The sequence below is a fragment of the Pseudoduganella dura genome (assembly GCF_009727155.1).
GTDB lineage: Bacteria > Pseudomonadota > Gammaproteobacteria > Burkholderiales > Burkholderiaceae_D > Rugamonas > Rugamonas dura.
This window is the reverse complement of record NZ_WNWM01000002.1, coordinates 4,255,868-4,275,445: the sequence shown is the minus strand read 5'-3', so window position 1 is coordinate 4,275,445 and position 19,578 is coordinate 4,255,868. Positions and strand designations below refer to the sequence as shown.

Sequence of the window (19,578 nt, the reverse complement as noted above, 5' to 3'; positions counted from 1 at the left end):
ATGCAGCTGATCATCGCTGCCGTGGGGCACAAGATGCCCGCGTGGATCGAGACGGGTTTCGCCGAATACGTGAAACGCATGCCGCCCGAGCTGCGCATCGTGCTGAAGGAAATCAAGCCCGTCGAGCGGTCCGGCAGCAAGACCGCCGCCACCGCGATGGCGCTCGAACGCGAACGCATCGAGGCCGCGCTGCCGAAATCGGTGCGCATCATCGCGCTCGACGAGAGGGGCCGGGATCTCACCAGCGTCGGCCTGTCGCAGCAGCTCGAGTTGTGGCAGCAGGATGGCCGCGACACGGCCTTCCTGATCGGCGGCGCCGATGGCCTCGATCCCGGCCTGAAGGCGAAAGCCGAAGGGCTGATCCGCATTTCCAGCATGACGCTGCCGCATGGGGTGGTGCGCGTGATGCTGGCCGAGCAGCTCTACCGTGCATGGACAATCACCCAGAACCACCCGTATCATCGGGTGTAGTCCTCCCGGTATTCGCCGGGAAGCCGGATCACCATAAGAACAACGATGAAACTGGTCGAACGCAAAATCTACCTCGCTTCAAAAAGTCCGCGGCGCCGCGAGCTGCTGCGCCAGATCGGCGTCGAATTCGAATTGATGCTGCTGCGCAGCGACGGACCGCGCGGGCCGGATGTGACCGAGGAAGTATTGCCGGACGAACCGGTGGAAGCCTATGTGCGCCGCGTGGCCAATGAAAAGGCGGACTTCGCGTTCGACCTGTGCCGCCGCCGCCACCTGAAACCCCGCCCCGTGCTGTCGGCCGATACCACGGTGGCGATCGACGGGGCCATCCTCGGCAAGCCTGCCGGCAAGGCCGAAGCGGAAGCGATGCTGCGCCAGCTGTCGGGCCGCACGCACCAGGTGCTGACCACCGTGGCGGTGCGCACGCACGACTTCGCGGACAGCTTCACGCAGATATCGCAGGTGCGCTTCGCAACGCTGAAGCCGGGCGACATCCAGGCTTACTGCGCCACCACCGAACCCTACGACAAGGCCGGCGGCTACGGCATCCAGGGGCTGGCCGCCATGTTCATCGAGCATATCGAAGGCAGCCACTCCGGCATCATGGGCCTGCCGCTGTTCGAAACAGCCGATATCCTGCGCCGCGCGGGCCTGAGGCTGCCATGAGCGAAGATATCCTCATCAACATCACGCCGCAGGAAACCCGCGTGGCGCTGGTGCTGCAGGGCGCCGTGCAGGAACTGCACATCGAGCGCACGCTCACGCGCGGCCTGGCCGGCAATGTCTACGCCGGCAAGGTGGTGCGCGTGCTGCCCGGCATGCAGTCGGCGTTCATCGACATCGGTCTGGAACGCGCCGCCTTCCTGCACGTGGCCGATATCTGGGAAGCACGCCCGCACGACGGCACCGCCGCCACCCCGACGCCGATCGAGAAGCTGCTGTTCGACGGCCAGGTGCTGACGGTGCAGGTGATCAAGGATCCGATCGGCACCAAGGGCGCCCGCCTGTCGACCCAGATTTCGATCGCAGGCCGCATGCTGGTGTACCTGCCGCAGGATTCGCATATCGGCATCTCGCAGAAGATCGAAAAGGAATCCGAACGCGAGGCGCTGCGCTCACGCATGCAGAAACTGCTGCCGAAGGAAGAAAAAGGCGGCTTTATCGTGCGCACGCAGGCCGAGGACGCGGGCGACGGCGACCTGGCCGCCGATATCGAATACCTGCGCAAGACGTGGGCCACGATCACGCACGGCGCCCGCACGCGGCCGCCGACCAGCCTGCTGCACCAGGATCTGTCGCTGGCCCAGCGCGTGCTGCGCGACTTCGTACACGAAGATACCGCCACCATCCAGGTCGATTCGCGCGAGAACTTCATCGGCCTCACCGAATTCGGCAAGACCTACACGCCCAGCGTGCTGCCACGCATGCACCACTACACCGGCGAGCGGCCGCTGTTCGACCTGTATGGCGTGGAAGAGGAAATCCAGCGCGCGCTGGGCCGCCGCGTGGACCTGAAATCCGGCGGCTACCTGATCGTCGACCAGACCGAGGCGATGACCACGATCGACGTCAACACCGGCGGCTACGTGGGCGGGCGCAATTTCGCCGACACGATCTTCAAGACCAACCTGGAAGCGGCGCACGCGATCGCGCGCCAGCTGCGCCTGCGCAACCTGGGCGGCATCATCATCCTCGATTTCATCGACATGGAAAACGCCGAGCACCGCAATGCCGTGCTGGCCGAACTGAAGAAGGCACTGTCGCGCGACCGCACCAAGGTCTCCGTCAGCAACTTCTCGGCGCTGGGCCTGGTCGAGATGACGCGCAAGCGCACCCGCGAATCGCTGGCCCACATCCTGTGCGAGCCCTGCCCCGCCTGCAGCGGCAAGGGGCAGGTCAAAACGTCGCGCACGATCTGCTACGAAATCCTGCGCGAGCTGCTGCGCGAAGCCAAGCAGTTCAACCCGCGCGAATTCCGCATCCTCGCTTCGCAGGAAGTGGTCGACCTGTTCCTGGAAGAGGAATCGCAGCATCTGGCGATGCTGGGCGATTTCATCGGCAAGAAGATTTCATTGCAGGTGGAGACGTCGTATCACCAGGAGCAGTACGACGTGATCTTGATGTAGCAACCCGCGCGCCGTCCGGTAGCCCGGTGTGGGCAGGCTCGCGCGGGTGGCCTTTCCGGTTCCTTACTTTTGCTGCGAACGGCGGCGCGCGGCGACGCCCAGCAGTGCCATGCCGCCCAGCAGCATGCCATAGGTGGCAGGCTCCGGTACCGGCGGGATGGCTGTGACGGCGACCAGCCCGCTGTACGTGCCGGCGGCCTGCGACACGACCTTGCCGCTTACCGCGACATAATAATCGGCAGCCGGGGCTACCTTGGACAGGTCCAGGCTCCAGTGATCGAACTTGCCGGTGGCGACCTGCGTGCCGCTGCTCACCAGCGTGCCGTCGCCGGCGTACAGGCTGAAGCCGGTGATGTCCAGGCCCACCTTGGCGTTGCCGGCGTTCGAATACAGGTTGGCCGTAAAGGACGATGCATCGGTCACGTCGAATGCATACGTGTCGGTGAATGTGTCGCCGGAATGGTTGCCGGTGATTAGGCGGCTGAATGCGCCGGCACCCTCGATGACTTCGATGCCGCTCACCGGCAGGCTGATATCTTCCGCTTGCGCGGCTACTGCGGCGCATGCCATGGCCAGTGCTGCTCCGATCTTCTTCATGTTCGTCATTCTTGCTCCTTGGTTAAATGGATGGGCTGCCGGACCACGATAACTTAGCAAGAGTTGCCAATAAAGCAAAGAGCTGGAATAGAATATTTACAAATAAGCATGGTACAAGCTGGTATGCGATTCCACGACGTCATTACAAGTCGTCCATGGCATGACATTCGAAAGCCCTTCGCAACGGTACGCCTCCATGGAGTCCCAGTACTCGGCAAATGGCATTCGTCGAAATGCCGCGCACTGCGAGATAGGTCCATGCCTTGACGGCGCCTTCCTGCTGTTCGATCCGGACCGCGCGCTGGATGGTCCAGGCGGTTTCGACATCGTTGCGTCGCTCGAGAAGCATGGCAGCCTCCTGCAATGACGTTGCACCATGCCGCGTCGCATGATGACGAATAGGCTTCGAAAAAACTGCCGCCATCCTGCTGCCGCTCAATGAGGCAGACGAAAGCAAAAGGATGTACGGCAAGCCGGGCCCGGCCGGCCGCACATCCGGTGCCCCACGACCGGATCAAACGGTCAGGGCAAAGTCAAATCATGACGACTTGCCCGGCTTGCCGCCCTGCGAGTTTTGCGACGACTGGCCGCCCTGCACATTGGCCTTGAACGAACCGTGTTCGCCGTCGATGTCGACCTGCGCGCTGCCCTGCGAACCTTCGCCGGCGGCCTGCATGCTGCCGCGATACGTGCCGCCGTTGCCGCGTTCCGACGACTTGCCGTGTTCGAACGGATCACGGAAGTTTTTCAGCGATTCTTCCTGGTGCCGGACACTGCGATCGGTCTCTTCAGCGGCCGAGCGTGCCACCTGGTCAGCCAGCGCGCGTGCGGTACGGGACGTTTCCTGCACATGTTGCTCGGCGACGTGGGTAAAGTCGACCTGCGAATCCGCGGCAACCCGCGAGAGATGTTGCTGGTACACGCGCAGTTTTTCTGCCGCGGGCTGCGCGCGTGCCGCCGTTACCGAAATCAGGTCGCTTGGCCGGTCGGTCGACAGCAGCTGGTGGCCGACAATGGTGCTTTCTTCGAGCAGCGTCTGGCCAAGCTGGATGTTGAGCTGGCACATTTCCTGGAAGGAGCGCGACAGCGATTTCGACACGTCGTTCAGGAATGCGGCCTGTGCGTTCAGGTGAGTACGGACTGCTGGCGTAACGGACTGGGAAAACAGGAACATGGCATACCTCATCAAGTGAAATTTCACAAACGGGTTGGCACGTCAAACACTGGAGTGCGGCATCTGGCGGGCCTCGGGAAAGGCAACTCAACTGTTCAGTTGCACGATCGTCGGGCTCCGGTTCGGAGCGCGAGACTTGCAAGGTAGGCGCTATTTGTGACAGGCGTTTGACATGCGGGCGGTGGGCAATCGCGATGTGCGGCCTTGTTTTGCGCCGCTTCCACCACCTGTCCGACCGGCATCGGCACCCTGCCGGAGGCGATACCGGGCGAGACTTGCCGGATGATACTGATATCATGCGGCGTCACCAATAATTTCGCTCGCCCCCCAAATGCCACTGGAATTCGAAGCAACCAATGCCGAATCGGGCGAATTCGGCTACACCGAAGAGAAATACGGCGCCCTGCTGGGCCGCTTCAACGACATCCTCGACCAGCACGAAACAGGCCGGTTGAGCGAAACGAAATACCTGGCGGCACTGCAGGGCCTGCTGGCCGAAGCGCCGGATTTCATCGATGCCCATACGCAGATCGCCTTCCACTGGAACCGCCAGGGCAAGCCGAAGAAGTCGCTCGATGCCGCGCTGCTGGGCCTGGGCATGGCCAACCGGCTGATCCCGGAGGGCTTCGTCGGCCGCATCGAGTGGCTCAATATCGACAACCGCGCCTACCTGCGGCTGATGCACGTGGCCGTGCTGGCCTATGTGCGCCTGCGCCGACACAAGGACGGCGCCGCACTGATGGAGCAGATGCTGCTGCGTAACCCCAACGACAACCAGGGCGTGCGCTACCTGCTCGGCTCCGCGGCGCTGCGTGCCAACTTGTGGGGCGGCGCCGAGGGGTTCGACCGCGCCGTCGACGTGCTGGCGCAGCACGCCGGCACATACCCGCCCTACTGGTACGAACTGGCGCTGGCCCACCTGCGGAGCGATCGCCGGGTGGCCGCCGCCACGGCGCTGCGGCGGGGCTTCGCGACCAATCCCTACATCGCCGAAATCCTGGCCGGCAATCCATCCCCCGCGCCTTTGGTCATGTGGCACCCCGACGATACGACGCTGCCGGAAGCGGCACGCGAGTACCTGGACAACTATGGCGAACTGTGGGAGGAGCGCATCGACGCGATGCCGTTCGTGCGCTGGCTGTTCAACCACCCGGAAGTGATGGTCGAGCGGGCATCCGTCATGGCCTGCTGGGAAGCGCTGCTGTGGGAAAACGATCCCGACAGGCGCGCCGAAATCCTTGCGCGCGTGGAAGAGCTGACCGCCTGCATCGACGACGGCCTGTCCGCCGCCATCGTGGTGCAGCGCGAAGCGGTAGGCCGGCGCAGGATCTGGCCATGGGAACTGCAACTGACCTTGATGGTGGAGTAAGCCGGACTTCAGCCTGCCGCGGCGTCTTCGTGCCGCAGCACGCGGTTGCGGCCCGCGTCCTTGGCGGCATACAGCGCCCGGTCGGCGTGTTCCACCAGCACCCCGGCCCGGTCGTCGCCGCGGCGCGGCACGATCGCCGCCACGCCGCCGCTGATGGTGACGATGCCCAGCGGGCTGCCCGCGTGCGGCAGCCGCAGTGCTTCCACCGCCTCGCGCATCTTTTCGGCCACCGCCCCGGTACCCGCCTCGTCGGTGTTGGGCAGCAGCACCGTCATCTCCTCGCCGCCATAGCGCGCGGCCAGGTCCCCTGCCCGCTTCGGCGTGTGCTGGCGGATCGCGCGCGCCACGGCGCGCAGGCAATCGTCGCCGGCGCTGTGCCCGTAATGGTCGTTGTAGGCCTTGAAGTGGTCCACGTCGATCATTGCCAGTCCCAGCGGCGTGGCTTGCCGCGCCGCGCGGCTGAGCTCGGTGCCCAGCGACAGGTCGAACTGGCGGCGGTTGGCCAGGCCCGTCAGGCCGTCCTGCAGCGCCAGCTTTTCCAGCGTGGCGTTCAGGTCCGCCAGCGCATCGCGGGCCTCGCGCAGTTCCTGCTCCGCCTGCAGCCGCCGGCGCATCTGGCGGACCAGGCGTTGTCCGAACAGCGCCAGCAGCGCCGCCAGCGACAGCACGCCGGCCGTGCGGATCAGCGTATCGCGCCACCAGTAGGCCAGCACTTCTTCCTTCGACAGCGCGGCCGTGACGAACAGCGGGTAATGCTGCAGCGGGCGGTAGCTGTTCAGGCGTACCTGGCCATCCTGGGACGAGCGGAATTCGCCGATGCCGGTCCTCGCCACCCGCGTATAGGCGGCATACAGCGGCGTCCGGACGATGCTGGTACCGATGGCTTCCTGCCGGTACGGCCGGCGCACCAGCAACGTGCCGTCGTTCGACAGCAGCGCCACGGCGCCATGGCGGCCGATGTCGAAACCGGCGTAGAAGTCGCGGAAGTACCTCATGTCGATCGTGGCCACGACCACGCCGCCGAAGCTGCCGTCCGGCTTGTCGATGCGGCGCGACAGCGGGATCACCCATGCCCCCGTGAGCCGGCTGGCGACGGGCTTGCCGATATGGAGGCCGTCATCCGCCCGCCGCTGGTGATACGTGAAGTAATCGCGGTCGGTGATGCTGGCCTCGCGGTGCGGCTGCGGCAGGAAACTGACGAGGCGCCGCCCCGTTTCATCGTAGAACGACAGCCCGTTCAGCTGCCGCAGCGCGCGCACGTGGCTGGCCATCAGTCCATTGAGCCGGCGCAATTCGCGCGGGCCGGTGCCGTCGGTCTCGATGCGCTCCTCCAGGTCCGCCAGCGTGGTGTCGGCACCGCGTAGCGTATCGTCGGCCTGCCCGCTCATCGCGCGCGCCAGGTTGGTGGCGTTGCGCTCGGTCTGTTCCAGCAACACCTTGCGTGCCGCCCAGCTGCGTTCGATATCCAGCGCCACCAGTGCCACGCACACCAGGGTCACGAACAGCGTGGTCCAGAAGGTGATCGGCTGCCGCTTCATCGCCCTCTCCCGGCCCGGTCAGGCCGGCACGGCGGCCGGCAGCATCGGTTGCAGCGTGTGCCACACCAGCGCGGCGTCGAGCTTGCGCATGCAGTCGTGGTGGCCCAGCGGGCATTCGCGCTGGCGGCATGGCGAACAGTCGAGCCGCAGCGACAGCGCCGCCGCCACGGTGGAAAACGGCGGCGCGTGGTCCGGGTCGGTGGGCCCGTAGATGGCCACCACCGGGCGGTCCAGGCTGGAGGCCACGTGCAGCAGGCCGGAATCGTTGCTGACAACGGCGGCGCTGTGGCCGATCAGCGCCACCGCTTCCGCCAGGCTGGTCTGGCCGGCCACGTTCGACACGGCGGGCGCGGCCGCGGTGTCCTGCAAGGCCGCGACGATCTCGTCGCACACGGCGCGGTCCTTGGGCGAACCCAGCAGCGCCACCTGTGCCAGCGGCACGTGCGCCACGATGGCCTGCGCCAGCGCGGCGAAATGGCCCGGCGGCCAGCGCTTGGCCGAGCCGAACTCGGCGCCCGGGGCAAACACCACCAGCGGCCGCCCGGCCGCCAGGCCCGCCTTCACGCACGCGGCGGCGGCCTGCTCCGGTGTCACCTGCAGCGCGGGCCGCGGCGCGGGTGCGAGCGGCGCTTCCGGCGCATTGGCCAGCGCCGCATAGAACGGCACCATCGGGCGCGGCGGCACGTCGTCATGGTGCATCACGTTGATCAGGCCATACCGGCTTTCGCCCTTGTAGCCGATCCGGCGGGCAATGCCGGCCAGCCAGGGGATCAGCGCATACTTCAGCGTGTTCGGCAGCACATAGGCTTCGGCATAGCCGCGGCGCTTCAGTTCGCGCGCCAGGCGCCAGCGTTCGCGCAGCTGCAGCGCGCCGTGGCGGAACGTGGTCTGGATGACGTCGTCGACCTCCCGCATCTGGCGCCACACGGGCGCCACCGGCGGCGGTGCCAGCACGTCGATCGGGCGGCCGGGATGCATGGCGCGCAGCCGCTGCAGCAGCGGCTGCGCCATCACGGCGTCGCCGATCCAGTTGGGCGAGATGATCAGGATCCGCGGCAAACTCGAAGGCATCACTGCTTTCCTTCCCTGGCGTTCAGGCACAGGCCCATCAGCACGAACAGCATCAGCGCATAGAACATCGCGCTGCGCGTGGAATAGAAAATGACTTCCGTCAGCCCGAAACTGAAGTAGCTCAGCACGAGCAGCAGCCCCGCCAGCGCCGCGGACACCAGCCCCGGCGGCGCCGATCGATGCGAGTGCAGCATGCGCAGGAAGAACGCGAACGGCAGCAGGAGCGTGCCGAACCAGCATAACAGGCCCGGTATGCCGCCATACACGAGCATCTGCAGCGCGTCGTTATGGAAATGTTCGGCCTCGAGCACGAATGGCTGCAGCGTGCCCGCTGCGACCAGTTCGCCCAGCTCGGCCTTGACCTGTTCCTGGCCGGTGGGCATCCACGGATGGCGCGCGGCCAGCATCATGGCGCCCTTCCACAACTCGAGCCGCACACCCACGTTCGTGAAGGCGCTGCCGCCCGTGTAATAGGCCTGCACATCGCCCACGCCCTGCCCCAGCCGTTCGCTGACGCCCGTCTGCGGCACGAAATAGGCACCGATCATCAGCACCGCCACCAGCACGGCCGCGGCCTTGGCGAACCTGCCGCGCAGGAAGTGGCCGTATTTCAGGAACAGCAGCGCCGAGAAAATGATCGCCACCCAGCCGCCGCGCGTGCCGGTGGCCACCATGCCGACGAGGCCGGCAACCACGCCCAGCGCCGGCCAGAGCCGCTGCCGGCCGCGGAAATCGAGCACCGCCGCCAGGCACATCAGGCCCATGCACAGTACGATATCGCCGAACGTGATGGCGTTCATCAATCCGCCCGGGCGATCGATGCCCAGCACCCAGCGCTGGTAGCCGGCCACGCAGGCGCCGGCCACGGCGCCGCCGATCAGGCCCCACCACAGCGCCTTGCGGGCGGGCCGCAAGGCCAGCACCACGATCAGCGCGGTGATGGCAAACAGCATGCGGCTGGGCTTTTCCCAATTGCGCATGCTGATGCCTTCGTGCAGCAGCACGGTAACACCTGCTAACAGGAAGGCAAGCACGAAGGCTGTCAAAACGCCGCGGATATCGTTAAGATGGCGCCGGAACTCCGGCAGCCCGCGCCTGTGGCACCAGATCGCCGCCAGCAGGAAGCAAAAGCTGCACAGGCCAACGCCGGCGTTGGTGATCAGGGTCAGGAAGGGCAGGAGGAAGACCAGGCAGTTGACTGCAAAAGCGGTGATACCGGTTACATCGGGGTGCCTGGCTAAAGTTTTATTCATCAATGTTCTTGTTGGGCGCGCCGACTACATGCAACCAGCGTCAAAAATTTCTGTCATTGTCACGACCTATAACCGCCCGGACGCGCTGACGGCCGTGATCGAAGCCTGCTTTGCGCAGGATGACCCGCATTTCGAAATCATTATCGCTGATGACGGCTCCACGGACAACACACGGGACTGCGTGGAAGCCCTGCGCGCCCGTTCGCCGGTGCCGCTGCGGCACGTGTGGCAGCCCGACGAAGGCTTTCGCGCCGCGCGCGTGCGCAACCTGGGCACGCTGGCCGCCAGCGGCGACTACATCGTTTTCCTGGACGGCGACTGCATCCCGGCAAGAAACTTTGTTTCGCAGCACCGCAAGCTGGCACGGCGCGGCTTCCTCGTGTCCGGCAGCCGCGTGCTGGTGTCGGAGCAATACACCAACACCCTGCTCGCTTCCCGTATCGACCTGCAGCGCCTCGGCGCCATCGAGCGGCTGCGCCTGCGCCTGGGCGGCCACTTCAACAAGTTCCTGCAGACGGTGCTGATATTGCCGGACCTGGGGCGCGAGCGGCGCAAGTTCACCTGGCGCCGCATCAAGAGTTGCAACCTCGCCGTCTGGCGCGGCGATCTCGATCGCGTGAACGGCTTCGACGAAAGCTTTACCGGCTGGGGCCACGAGGATTCGGACCTGGTGGTACGGCTGTTCAACGCCGGCGTGCTGCGCAAGGATGGCGCATTCGCCACCGAGGTCTATCACCTGTGGCACCGCGAGAACCAGCGCGACCAGGCGACCTCGAACCGGAAAGTGGTGCTGCAACGCGCCACGGACGGCACCACCCAGGCCGCGGCGGGCCTGAAGGAGCTGGCAAAACGGATGGCCAGATCGGGCGGATAAGGCGCCATCGCGGTTGGGGCCGGAGGCGAGGCGACGCCCCGGCATCCGGAACTACCGGTCGTCCGGGCGCGGAGTACAATCGGTCGGAAAACGGCGGCATGTGCGGTACCGAACTGATCTTGCACGCGGGTACTGCCAAGCTGGCCACTGAACAACCACAAGGAGGAACCGCAATGCGCCTGGACATCTACCGACGACCTGAACACGATGGCATCTTTTCCTATCTGGCTGTGCCGGAAGGAAAGCCAATTCCGCAAGAGGCGATCAATACCGACTGGGAGCCGGACGCCAAGGCGCTGGAAGTCGACGACGAAGCCGATACCCTGCCGGACTTCCACATCGAACACCTGTCCGAGCAGCTCGGCACCAAGGGCTATGCGATCACCAGCCTGAAAGACATGTAAGACATGTAAGCACATGTAAGCACGTCGTGCACCGGCGGCATCCCCCGCCTGCGCCCGTGCTGTGCTGTGCTGGCGCAACAGCCGGCCATGGCCGCGGAAAGATCGCGGGGTTATCCTTGTATAATTGGTAACTCCTCTTTGTCAAACTCACCGCGACAGGGCCTGCCGTGATCCACTTCTTCCCCACCTATACCAAGGACGGCACGCGTTCGCCGTTCGCCCTCGGTCTGAAGGAACTCGGCGTCGACTACCGGCTGTTCGCGGACGACGTGCGCTTCCGCTACCACTCGCGCCTGAAACTGCTGTTCGTCGGCTGGCCGAAGCTGGCCTGGTTCGCGCTGCGTGCCGGCATCCGCTCGCTGGTCACCAGCCGCACGCATCCCGAAGCGGTGGTGCTGGGTTCGGATATCGAGGTGCTGATCTTCGCGCCGCTGCGCGCCCTGTTCTCGCGCCGCACGCAGATCGTGCTGCTGGGCTTCATCCTCACGCCGCGCAGGCATCCACTGCTGAACCGCCTGCGGCTGATGTACTTCCGCTTCGTGATGTCGTTCGTCGACAAGGTGATCTGCCACTCGAAAAAGGAACGCGAGCGTTACAGCGAGCTGTTCGCGAACGGCCGCACCGAGGTGTTCTACATCCCGCACGGCACGCACATCCACGGCCGCGAGGAATTGCCGGAAGCGTCGAACTCGCCGTATATCCTGACGGCCGGCCGCTCCGGCCGCGATTACGCCACGCTGTTCGAGGCGGTGACCGGGCTGCCGATCGACCTGCACGTGGTGTGCGACAACGACAAGCCGCTGGCCGGGCTGGCGATCCCGCCCAATGTCAAGGTCTTGCGCAACTGCTACGACGGCGACTATGTCGAACAGTTGAAGAACGCCCGCTTCGTGGTGGTGCCGCTGGGCGTGGCCGACATCTCGGCCGGCCAGATGGTGCTGCTGCAGGCGATGGCCTTCAACAAGGCCACCGTGATCACGCGCACGCTGACGGTCGAGGATTATGTCAGCGACGGCAACGAGGCGGTGCTGGTGCCGCAGGGCGACGCCGCCGCGATGCGCGCCGCCATCGCGCGGCTGCTGGACGACGCCCCCTACACGGCGCAGATGGCCCACCGCGCGCTCGATGCGTTCGACAACCGGTTCGACATGAAGGCGTTCGTGCGGAACCTGGTGGCGGCGGTGCGCGCGCCGCGCGGCATCTAAAAATAGGGACGGACCCTGTTTTTCAGGAAATTTCCTGAAAAACAGGGTCCGTCCCCAATTTCAATCGGTCCCAATTTTATTTCCCAGAAAACAGGGTCTGTCCCTGTTTTTCTGGCTTTTGGTTTTTAGTACTCCACCGCCACTTCCTTCGCCCCCAGCACCTGCTCCAGCGCCAGCGTGAGTTCGTCCGATGGCGCCACGCGCCAGTCGTCGCCCAGCTGCATCGTGCAGTCGATGCCTTGCGGCTTGATCCGCATCTGCACCGGCAGGCCGTAGTCGTCGCGGTGCGGGGCCAGCACTTCCTGCAGCTTGGCGGGCGGCACGGCGCCCGGCAGCAGCCAGCCCATCTGCCGGCCGAACTGCAGGCGGGCCGAAACGATGTCGTACACCTTCTCGGCCGAGATGCGCAGGCCGCCGGTGAAGCGGTCTTCCGACACCTTGCCGGTCACGGCCAGGAATTCGTCTTCCTTGAACGCCTTCTTGTTGGCCTCGAAGATCTCGTTGTAGACGGTGACTTCGACCACGGCGCTCTTGTCGTCCAGGGTGACGATGAGGATCTTGCCGCGCTGCGTCATCTGCGTGCGGATGCCGGTGATCACGCCGCACATCATGCGCGGTTCGCGCGACGGCTCCAGTTCGGACAGCTTGGTGCGCGCAAAACGCCGCGCCTCGCCCGCATACGAGTCGAACATGTGGCCCGACAAATAAAAGCCCAGCGCGATCTTTTCCTCGGCCAGCTTCTGGCGGTCGGTCCACGCGGTGGCCTGCACATACTCCGGTGGCGCGACCAGGTCGCTGTCGTCGCCGCCGAACAGGCTCACCTGGTTGGCCGCCTTCAGTTCCTGCTCGGCGCACTCCATCGCGAAGGCGACCGAGGCGAACAGCACCGAACGGTCAACCCCGAAACAGTCGAACGCGCCGGCGCGGATCAGCGCCTCGATCGTGCGGCGGTTGATCTGGCGCTTGTCCACGCGCTTGCAGAAGTCGAACAGGCTGACGAACGGGCCATCGGCCTCGCGCGCGGCGATGATCGCCTCGATCGCGTTCTGGCCGGCGCCCTTCACGCCCCCAGGCCGTAGCGGATATTGGTCACCTTCTTGCCGGTGACCGACGGCGCCGGGCCGTCCGGGCGGAAGCGGTAGGCCGACAGGTTGATGTCCGGCGGCAGGATCTTCAGGCCGCACACCTCGATCGAATCCTCGACCAGGATCTTGACCTTTTCCGTGTCGTCCATCGTCAGCGACATGTTGGCCGCCATGAACGCGGCCGTGTGGTGCTGCTTCAGGTACGCGGTATGGTAGGACAGCAGCGCGTAGGCGGCGGCGTGCGACTTGTTGAAGCCGTAGCCCGCGAACTTTTCCATCAGGTCGAAGATCTCGTCGGCCTTCTCGGTGGTCAGCCCGCGCTCGCCGGCACCCTTGCGGAAGATCTCGCGGTGCTCGGCCATCTCCTCGGCCTTCTTCTTGCCCATCGCGCGGCGCAGCATATCGGCGCCGCCCAGCGAGTAGCCGCCGATGATCTGCGCCATCTGCATCACCTGCTCCTGGTAGACCATGATGCCGTAGGTCTCGGACAGGATGCCCTCGGTGCGCGGGTCCGGGTAATCGAACTTTTCGCCGTGCTTGCGCTTGCAGAAGTCGGGGATCAGGTCCATCGGGCCCGGGCGGTACAGTGCCACCAGCGCGATGATGTCCTCGAAGCGGTCGGGGCGCGCATCCTTCAGCATGCCCTGCATGCCGCGCGACTCCAGCTGGAACACGGCCACGGTCTTGGCCTTGGTCAGCAGGTCGTACGAGCCGCGGTCGTCCAGCGGCAGCGAGGCCAGGTCGAAATCCTTCATCGCCGGATCGAGTTCGCGGATGTAGTTCACCGCGCGGTCGAGGATCGTCAGCGTGGTCAGGCCCAGGAAGTCGAACTTCACGAGGCCCACGGCCTCCACGTCGTCCTTGTCGTACTGCGACACCACGCCGCCGTCGCCGCCCTGCGTGTACAGCGGGCAGAAATCGGTCAGCTTGCCCGGCGCGATCAGCACGCCACCGGCGTGCATGCCGATGTTGCGGGTGATGCCTTCCACCTGCTGGGCGAGGTCGAGCAGCTGGCGCACTTCTTCCTCGTTCTCGAGGCGCTCCTTGAGCAGCGGTTCCTCGTCGATCGCATCGGCGATCGTCACCGGCTTGCCCGGCTTGAACGGGATCAGCTTGGAAATGCCGTCGCAGAAGTTGTAGCCGAAATCGAGCACGCGGCCCACGTCGCGGATCGCGCCCTTCGCCGCCATCGTGCCGAACGTGGCGATCTGCGACACCGCCTCCTTGCCGTACAGCTCCTTCACGTGCTGGATCACGCGGTCGCGGCCTTCCTGGCAGAAGTCGATGTCGAAGTCGGGCATCGATACCCGTTCCGGGTTCAGGAAACGCTCGAACAGCAGGTTGTAGCGCAGCGGGTCCAGGTCGGTGATCAGGAGGCAGTAGGCGACCAGCGAACCCGCACCGGAACCCCGGCCCGGGCCGACGGGCACGCCGTTATCCTTGGCCCACTGGATGAACTCGGCCACGATCAGGAAGTAGCCCGGGAACTTCATGTTGATGATCGTATTGTTCTCGAACTCGAGCCGCTCCTCGTAGCGGGGCCGCTGCTTTTCGCGCTGCACCGGGTCCGGGTACAGGTGTTCGAGGCGTTTCTCCAGGCCCTTCTTCGTTTCGGCGACCAGGAATTCGTCAATCGTCATGCCCGGCGTGGGGAAGTTCGGCAGCTGCGGCTTGCCCAGCGTGAGCGTGACGTTGCAGCGCCTGGCGATTTCCACGGAGTTGGTCAGTGCGGCCGGCAGGTCTTCGAACAGGATCGCCATCTCTTCCTGCGTGAGGAAGCGCATCTGCTCGTTGAAGCGTTTCGGCCGTTTCGCGTTGGCGATCATCTCGCCTTCGGCGATACAGATGCGCGCCTCGTGCGCGATGTGCTCGGCCTGCGACATGAACTGCACCGGGTGCGTGGCCACCACCGGCAGGCGCAGCTTGGCCGCCAGCGCCACCGACTGGCGCACCTGCGCCTCCTGGTTGGGCTGGCCGGCGCGCTGGATCTCGATATAGAAGTGACCGGGGAAGATCGCCGACCACTTTTGCGCGTTCCGTTCGGCCAGTTCCAGGTTGCCGTTGTCGATCGCGCAGCCGATGTCGCCGAACTGCGCGCCGGACAGCACGATCAGGCCGTCGGCGCCGCTTTCGCCGGGCATCACGTCATACGTCTGGTCCTTCAGCGCCTGCAGCCATTCGGTGCGCAGCTCGGCGCGGCCCTTGTACTGGTTCGTCAGCCATGCCATCGACAGCAGCTCGCACAGCTGCAGGTAGCCCACGCGGTTCTTCGCCAGCAGCAACAGGCGGCACGGTTTTTCGCGGTTGTCGTCGTTGGTGATCCACACGTCGCAGCCGATCACGGGCTTGACGCCCTTGCCGCGCGCGGTCTTGTAGAACTTGACCATGCCGAACAGGTTCGACAGGTCGGTAATGGCCAGCGCACCCTGCTTGTCCTTTGCCGCGGCTTTCACCAGATCGTCGATACGCACCAGGCCGTCGACGATCGAGTATTCCGAGTGCACCCGCAGGTGGACGAAATCGGGGCCGGGTGGCGCTGCCGGTTCATCTGGCAAGATCACGGGAAGAGTGACGGGCTGGTAGACGGTACTGGTGCTCATGGGGCTCATGGAAATGGGGCAGCGGAAGGTGCCATTTTACAGGCCGGGCGGAAGTGGCGAAAGCCGGCGGGCACCGATGTGGCCTCCGCATGATTGCCAAAAATAGAATCGTAACGAAAGGACACCGGATCCGGTGCCCTTTACCGCCGCGAGGCCCGGGGCAGGCCGGGGGCAGCGGAGGCGGCCGTCAGAACGAGAAGCCGGCGGTATTGCGGCGCAGGTCGGCGTCGACCATCATCTGGCACAGCTCTTCGAGCGTGGTCTTCGGTTCCCAGCCCAGTTCCTTGCGTGCCTTCGACGCATCGCCGATCAGCAGTTCCACTTCGGCCGGACGGTAGAATTTCGGGCTGATGCGCACCAGCACCTTGCCGTTTTGCGCGTCATGGCCCGTTTCGCTTTCGCCGCTGCCCTGCCATTCGATCGCGATATCGACCGCCTTGAAAGCCATCGTCACGAAATCGCGCACGGTCTCGGTGCGGTTCGTTGCCAGCACATAGGTATCGGGCTGGTCGGCCTGCAGGATGCGCCACATGCCTTCCACGTATTCCTTGGCGAAGCCCCAGTCGCGCTTGGCGTCCAGGTTGCCCAGTTCCAGCACCTCGAGCTTGCCCAGCTTGATCTTGGCGACCGAATCGGTGATCTTGCGCGTCACGAATTCGCGGCCGCGCAGCGGGGATTCGTGGTTGAACAGGATGCCCGACGAGCCGAAGATGCCATAGGATTCGCGGTAGTTCACCGTCATCCAGTGGGCATACAGCTTGGCCACGCCATACGGGCTGCGCGGGTAGAACGGCGTGTCTTCCTTTTGCGGAATCGCCTGCACCTTGCCGAACATTTCCGACGTGGACGCCTGGTAGAAACGGATCTTCGGATCGACGATGCGGATCGCCTCGAGCAGGTTGACGGCGCCGATGCCGGTGATCTCGGCCGTGGTCACCGGCTGTTCGAACGACACGCCGACGAAGCTCTGCGCGGCCAGGTTGTAGACCTCGTGGAAGCGGCCATTCTGCAGCAGGCGGATCGACGACGACAGGTCGGTCAGGTCGTGCTCCACCAGGTGCAGGTTCGGGTGATCCTGGATGCCCAGTTCTTCGATGCGCCAGAAATTGACGGAACTGGTGCGGCGGAACGTGCCGGTGACTTCATAGCCCTTCTCGAGCAACAGCTGCGCCAGGTAAGCGCCATCCTGGCCGGAAATGCCCGTGACCAGGGCGCGTTTCGTATTTTGCATCGTCATTGAGTGTCTGGGAAATTTGACTGGAAAGCCAAATATTATATCGGACCCGCCTGCCCTCCAGATGACTTCTCGCTGTCGAGAAACTTTACACAGGATAGCCTCACACATGCGCTAGCTCAACCATACCCTTGATTTTTATCAAGATTCTTCACTGGCATTATGCTTGCTTAACTGTTGGTAACCAACCAACAGGAGCCACGATGCGACCCATAACGAAAAAAATCCTCATCACCGGCAGCTTCCTGCTGGGCCTGAATGCCACAGCCCACGCGAGCCCGATCCTGCTCGTCACGAACGGCGTGCTGATGGGTGCCCAAGGCGTCGAGTTCGGGGGCCGGCACTATGACGTTTCGTTCTCCGATACGCGTCCGACGGCGGGAAGCCTGGCGTTTCATGACCTCGCCGCGACCTGGGGTGCGATGGATGTCCTGGACCAGTTCGTGTTCCAGGGTGCTTACGACATGTCGCCAGGCTTGACGAACGGTTGCTCGAACCCGGTGAAATGCTTGGTCGTGACGGCATTCGACGTTAACCAGATCCTGGCGACCGGCGTAGCATTTACCAATACCTCGACCCGTTACCTCGACCCGATCATTCCTTATGCCGTGTTGGGCAATGCCGCCAACTCGGCCATCGTCACTTATGCCCATTGGGCGCTGCAGGAAGAACGCCAGGTTGTTCCAGAGCCGTCCACGCTGTGGCTGGCTGGCGCCGGCCTCGCTGCCCTGCTCGCGCGGCGCCGGCGTGATGGAAGCGGCGCTGCCCGGATGCATGCCTGATCCAGAAGCACCTTACCTGGCTGTTGCACAGGGACGGAAACTTCAATACCTGTCGAGAAATCTTACACTTCATTGAGCAGAATCAATGCCATCCTTAACTATGGCATTGATTTCCCTTAACATTTCCATTCTGGTACAATTCTTGCTCTTTATTCATTAACTGATGAGTTAATGAAGTATCACACTGGAGCCGCCGTGAAATCCACTTCCAAGAAACTCCTTGCGGCATGCGGCATGCTGCTGGGAATGCAACTGACCGCCCATGCCGGGCCGATCCTGCTCGTTACCAACGGTATCCTGACGGGTGCCACGGGTGTCGAATACGATGGCCAGCACTACGACGTGTCGTTCTCCGACACGCGTCCGGTGGAAGGTAACATGGCGTTCGATTCCCTGGCTGCCACTTTCGGCGCTTCCAGCGCCCTCGACCGGCTGGTCTTCCAGGGTATGCACGATGCCAATCCGGGCCTGACCAACGGCTGCACGAATCCCCTGCTGTGCTTCGTCGTCACGGCGTTTGAAGTCAACGGCGTATTCGCGAAAGGCGCCGCCTTTACCAATACGGCCAGCCCATATGCCGACCTGCTGCTTCCCTTCGCCGTGATCGGCGACGCGGCCAATTCCACGTTCATGACTTACGCGCACTGGTCGCTGCAGGAAGACGTGCGGCAAGCCGTGCCGGAGCCATCGACCCTGCTGCTGACGGCCGCCGGCCTTGCGGCGTTCCTGCTGCGGCACAAGCCGCGCAGCGGCATGACTGTTGCTTAGCTAAAACATCGACGGGGCGGCCCGGGCGTTGCCGCCGGCTTTGCAGCGATACGCTTATAATGTCGGCTGTTCCGCTATTCCTTCCCTGATCCGTTATGCAAGCTAGCACTCTTGGCGCCCCCGTCCAGGCCGGCGCCGCTCCGGCGTTGTTCGTCAACATCGCCGCCTACAAGTTCATCACGCTGGAAAACCTCGAAGAACTGCGCCCGCAATACCAGGACATCACGCAGCGCCTCGGCTTGAAGGGCACGATCCTGCTGACGCCCGAAGGCATCAACATGTTCCTCTCCGGCACGCGCGAAAATATCGACGAGTACCTGGCATGGGTGCGCGCCGATGCCCGGCTGGCCGACCTGGAAGCGAAGGAAAGCCTGTCCACCGAGCAGTCGCACAAGCGCATGCTGGTGAAGATCAAGGCCGAGATCATCACGATGCGCATGCCGCTGATCAAGCCGGAAGAAGGCCGCGCGCCGTTCGTGGACGCAAAAACCCTGAAGCGCTGGCTGGACGCGGGCCACGATGACAACGGCAAGCCGGTGGTGATGGTGGACACCCGCAATGATTTCGAAGTGGACGTGGGCACGTTCGACAATACGGTCGACTACCGCATCAAGAAGTTCACCGAATTTCCGCAACTGATCGAAGAGCACAAGGCCGACTTCGAAGGCAAGACCGTGGTCACGTTCTGCACCGGCGGCATCCGCTGCGAAAAGGCCGCGATCCACATGCAGAACATCGGCTACGACAACGTCTACCAGCTCGAAGGCGGCATCCTGAAATACTTCGAGGATGTGGGCGGCGCGCACTACACGGGCGACTGCTTCGTGTTCGACTACCGCACCGCGCTCAACCCGCAGCTGCAGCCGACCGAGACCGTGCAGTGCTTCGCGTGCCGCGCCGTGGTCACGCCGCGCCAGCAACTGGCGCCGGAGTATGTGTACGAGGTGTCGTGCCCGCACTGCCATGGCAAGGCGCGGGACTGAGCGATTCGCCGGGCGGATGTCTCGCAACCGGTTGGGAAAGGCGC

17 protein-coding genes and 1 pseudogene are annotated in these 19,578 nt (G+C 64.3%); 10 read left to right on the top strand and 8 right to left on the bottom strand.

Annotation, left to right across the window (positions count from 1 at the left end; translation table 11 throughout):
- The 3 genes from rlmH to rng are packed head-to-tail and all read left to right on the top strand — an operon-like array spanning position 1 to position 2,597.
- Entirely contained in the window at positions 1–471 is a 471-nt protein-coding gene (gene rlmH, locus GJV26_RS18735) for a 23S rRNA (pseudouridine(1915)-N(3))-methyltransferase RlmH (protein ID WP_155710177.1), read from the top strand.
- A gap of 45 nt (positions 472–516) precedes the next feature.
- Positions 517–1,137 (top strand): Maf family protein, encoded by a 621-nt coding sequence (locus GJV26_RS18730; RefSeq protein ID WP_155710175.1) that lies wholly within the window; start codon positions 517–519, stop codon positions 1,135–1,137.
- Positions 1,134–2,597, top strand: a complete 1,464-nt coding sequence (gene rng / locus GJV26_RS18725) for a ribonuclease G (RefSeq protein WP_155710173.1) — start codon at positions 1,134–1,136, stop codon at positions 2,595–2,597. Before GJV26_RS18730 ends, rng begins: the two co-directional genes overlap by 4 nt.
- Before the next feature lie 63 nt (positions 2,598–2,660).
- Here rng and GJV26_RS18720 read toward each other — a convergent pair whose 3' ends face one another.
- From GJV26_RS18720 to phaP, 3 genes are all read right to left on the bottom strand, one after another.
- Positions 2,661–3,203 (bottom strand): FxDxF family PEP-CTERM protein, encoded by a 543-nt coding sequence (locus tag GJV26_RS18720; RefSeq protein ID WP_155710171.1) that lies wholly within the window; start codon positions 3,201–3,203, stop codon positions 2,661–2,663.
- 133 nt (positions 3,204–3,336) lie between these two features.
- Positions 3,337–3,543: a hypothetical protein gene (locus GJV26_RS18715; RefSeq protein ID WP_155710169.1), complete on the bottom strand. Its 207-nt coding sequence runs from the start codon at positions 3,541–3,543 to the stop codon at positions 3,337–3,339.
- Positions 3,544–3,732: 189 nt separating this feature from the next.
- Entirely contained in the window at positions 3,733–4,368 is a 636-nt protein-coding gene (gene phaP / locus GJV26_RS18710; RefSeq protein WP_155710167.1) for a TIGR01841 family phasin, read from the bottom strand.
- A gap of 331 nt (positions 4,369–4,699) precedes the next feature.
- On the opposite strand from phaP, the gene GJV26_RS18705 reads away from it, so the two are divergent.
- The gene (locus tag GJV26_RS18705; protein WP_155710164.1) at positions 4,700–5,737 is read left to right on the top strand and encodes a tetratricopeptide repeat protein; all 1,038 of its coding nucleotides are present in this window, start codon (positions 4,700–4,702) and stop codon (positions 5,735–5,737) included.
- A gap of 8 nt (positions 5,738–5,745) precedes the next feature.
- Here GJV26_RS18705 and GJV26_RS18700 read toward each other — a convergent pair whose 3' ends face one another.
- The 3 genes from GJV26_RS18700 to GJV26_RS18690 are packed head-to-tail and all read right to left on the bottom strand — an operon-like array spanning position 5,746 to position 9,599.
- Complete coding sequence (locus GJV26_RS18700; protein ID WP_155710162.1) at positions 5,746–7,275, bottom strand: GGDEF domain-containing protein; 1,530 nt, start codon at positions 7,273–7,275, stop codon at positions 5,746–5,748.
- An 18-nt stretch (positions 7,276–7,293) separates the two neighbouring features.
- Positions 7,294–8,346 (bottom strand): lipopolysaccharide heptosyltransferase II, encoded by a 1,053-nt coding sequence (waaF, locus tag GJV26_RS18695; protein WP_173346233.1) that lies wholly within the window; start codon positions 8,344–8,346, stop codon positions 7,294–7,296.
- The gene (locus tag GJV26_RS18690) at positions 8,346–9,599 is read right to left on the bottom strand and encodes an O-antigen ligase family protein (RefSeq protein WP_155710160.1); all 1,254 of its coding nucleotides are present in this window, start codon (positions 9,597–9,599) and stop codon (positions 8,346–8,348) included. The genes waaF and GJV26_RS18690 overlap by 1 nt, the downstream gene beginning before the upstream one ends.
- A gap of 28 nt (positions 9,600–9,627) precedes the next feature.
- Between GJV26_RS18690 and GJV26_RS18685 the strand changes: the two genes are divergently transcribed.
- From GJV26_RS18685 to GJV26_RS30270, 3 genes are all read left to right on the top strand, one after another.
- Entirely contained in the window at positions 9,628–10,473 is an 846-nt protein-coding gene (locus GJV26_RS18685; RefSeq protein ID WP_155710158.1) for a glycosyltransferase family 2 protein, read from the top strand.
- Between the two features lie 173 nt (positions 10,474–10,646).
- Entirely contained in the window at positions 10,647–10,877 is a 231-nt protein-coding gene (locus GJV26_RS18680; protein ID WP_155712579.1) for a DUF6139 family protein, read from the top strand.
- 167 nt (positions 10,878–11,044) lie between these two features.
- Entirely contained in the window at positions 11,045–12,082 is a 1,038-nt protein-coding gene (locus GJV26_RS30270) for a glycosyltransferase (RefSeq protein WP_155710156.1), read from the top strand.
- A 125-nt stretch (positions 12,083–12,207) separates the two neighbouring features.
- Here the strand turns inward: GJV26_RS30270 and dnaE are convergent.
- Together dnaE and gmd are read right to left on the bottom strand one after the other, a co-directional pair.
- Positions 12,208–15,767: pseudogene (dnaE, locus tag GJV26_RS18670) on the bottom strand (DNA polymerase III subunit alpha).
- A 187-nt stretch (positions 15,768–15,954) separates the two neighbouring features.
- Complete coding sequence (gene gmd / locus GJV26_RS18665; RefSeq protein WP_155712578.1) at positions 15,955–16,998, bottom strand: GDP-mannose 4,6-dehydratase; 1,044 nt, start codon at positions 16,996–16,998, stop codon at positions 15,955–15,957.
- Between the two features lie 206 nt (positions 16,999–17,204).
- Here gmd and GJV26_RS18660 point away from each other — a divergent pair, with 206 nt between their 5' ends.
- The 3 genes from GJV26_RS18660 (at position 17,205) to GJV26_RS18650 (ending at position 19,534) form a co-directional block, all read left to right on the top strand.
- Positions 17,205–17,783 (top strand): PEP-CTERM sorting domain-containing protein, encoded by a 579-nt coding sequence (locus tag GJV26_RS18660; protein WP_155710154.1) that lies wholly within the window; start codon positions 17,205–17,207, stop codon positions 17,781–17,783.
- Positions 17,784–17,978: 195 nt separating this feature from the next.
- A complete protein-coding gene (locus GJV26_RS18655) occupies positions 17,979–18,551 on the top strand; it encodes a PEP-CTERM sorting domain-containing protein (RefSeq protein ID WP_173346232.1) in 573 nt (190 codons plus the stop codon).
- Positions 18,552–18,646: 95 nt separating this feature from the next.
- Entirely contained in the window at positions 18,647–19,534 is an 888-nt protein-coding gene (locus tag GJV26_RS18650; RefSeq protein WP_155710152.1) for a sulfurtransferase, read from the top strand.
- Positions 19,535–19,578 lie beyond the last annotated feature (44 nt).

Bases quoted from the DNA above. Each gene is read 5' to 3' on its own strand.
- rlmH (WP_155710177.1), top strand. From the start codon at position 1: ATGCAGCTGATCATCGCTGCCGTGGGGCACAAGATGCCCGCGTGGATC.
- GJV26_RS18730 (WP_155710175.1), top strand. From the start codon at position 517: ATGAAACTGGTCGAACGCAAAATCTACCTCGCTTCAAAAAGTCCGCGG.
- rng (WP_155710173.1), top strand. From the start codon at position 1,134: ATGAGCGAAGATATCCTCATCAACATCACGCCGCAGGAAACCCGCGTG.
- GJV26_RS18720 (WP_155710171.1), bottom strand. From the start codon at position 3,203: ATGACGAACATGAAGAAGATCGGAGCAGCACTGGCCATGGCATGCGCC.
- GJV26_RS18715 (WP_155710169.1), bottom strand. From the start codon at position 3,543: ATGCTTCTCGAGCGACGCAACGATGTCGAAACCGCCTGGACCATCCAG.
- phaP (WP_155710167.1), bottom strand. From the start codon at position 4,368: ATGTTCCTGTTTTCCCAGTCCGTTACGCCAGCAGTCCGTACTCACCTG.
- GJV26_RS18705 (WP_155710164.1), top strand. From the start codon at position 4,700: ATGCCACTGGAATTCGAAGCAACCAATGCCGAATCGGGCGAATTCGGC.
- GJV26_RS18700 (WP_155710162.1), bottom strand. From the start codon at position 7,275: ATGAAGCGGCAGCCGATCACCTTCTGGACCACGCTGTTCGTGACCCTG.
- waaF (WP_173346233.1), bottom strand. From the start codon at position 8,346: ATGCCTTCGAGTTTGCCGCGGATCCTGATCATCTCGCCCAACTGGATC.
- GJV26_RS18690 (WP_155710160.1), bottom strand. From the start codon at position 9,599: ATGAATAAAACTTTAGCCAGGCACCCCGATGTAACCGGTATCACCGCT.
- GJV26_RS18685 (WP_155710158.1), top strand. From the start codon at position 9,628: ATGCAACCAGCGTCAAAAATTTCTGTCATTGTCACGACCTATAACCGC.
- GJV26_RS18680 (WP_155712579.1), top strand. From the start codon at position 10,647: ATGCGCCTGGACATCTACCGACGACCTGAACACGATGGCATCTTTTCC.
- gmd (WP_155712578.1), bottom strand. From the start codon at position 16,998: ATGCAAAATACGAAACGCGCCCTGGTCACGGGCATTTCCGGCCAGGAT.
- GJV26_RS18660 (WP_155710154.1), top strand. From the start codon at position 17,205: ATGCGACCCATAACGAAAAAAATCCTCATCACCGGCAGCTTCCTGCTG.
- GJV26_RS18650 (WP_155710152.1), top strand. From the start codon at position 18,647: ATGCAAGCTAGCACTCTTGGCGCCCCCGTCCAGGCCGGCGCCGCTCCG.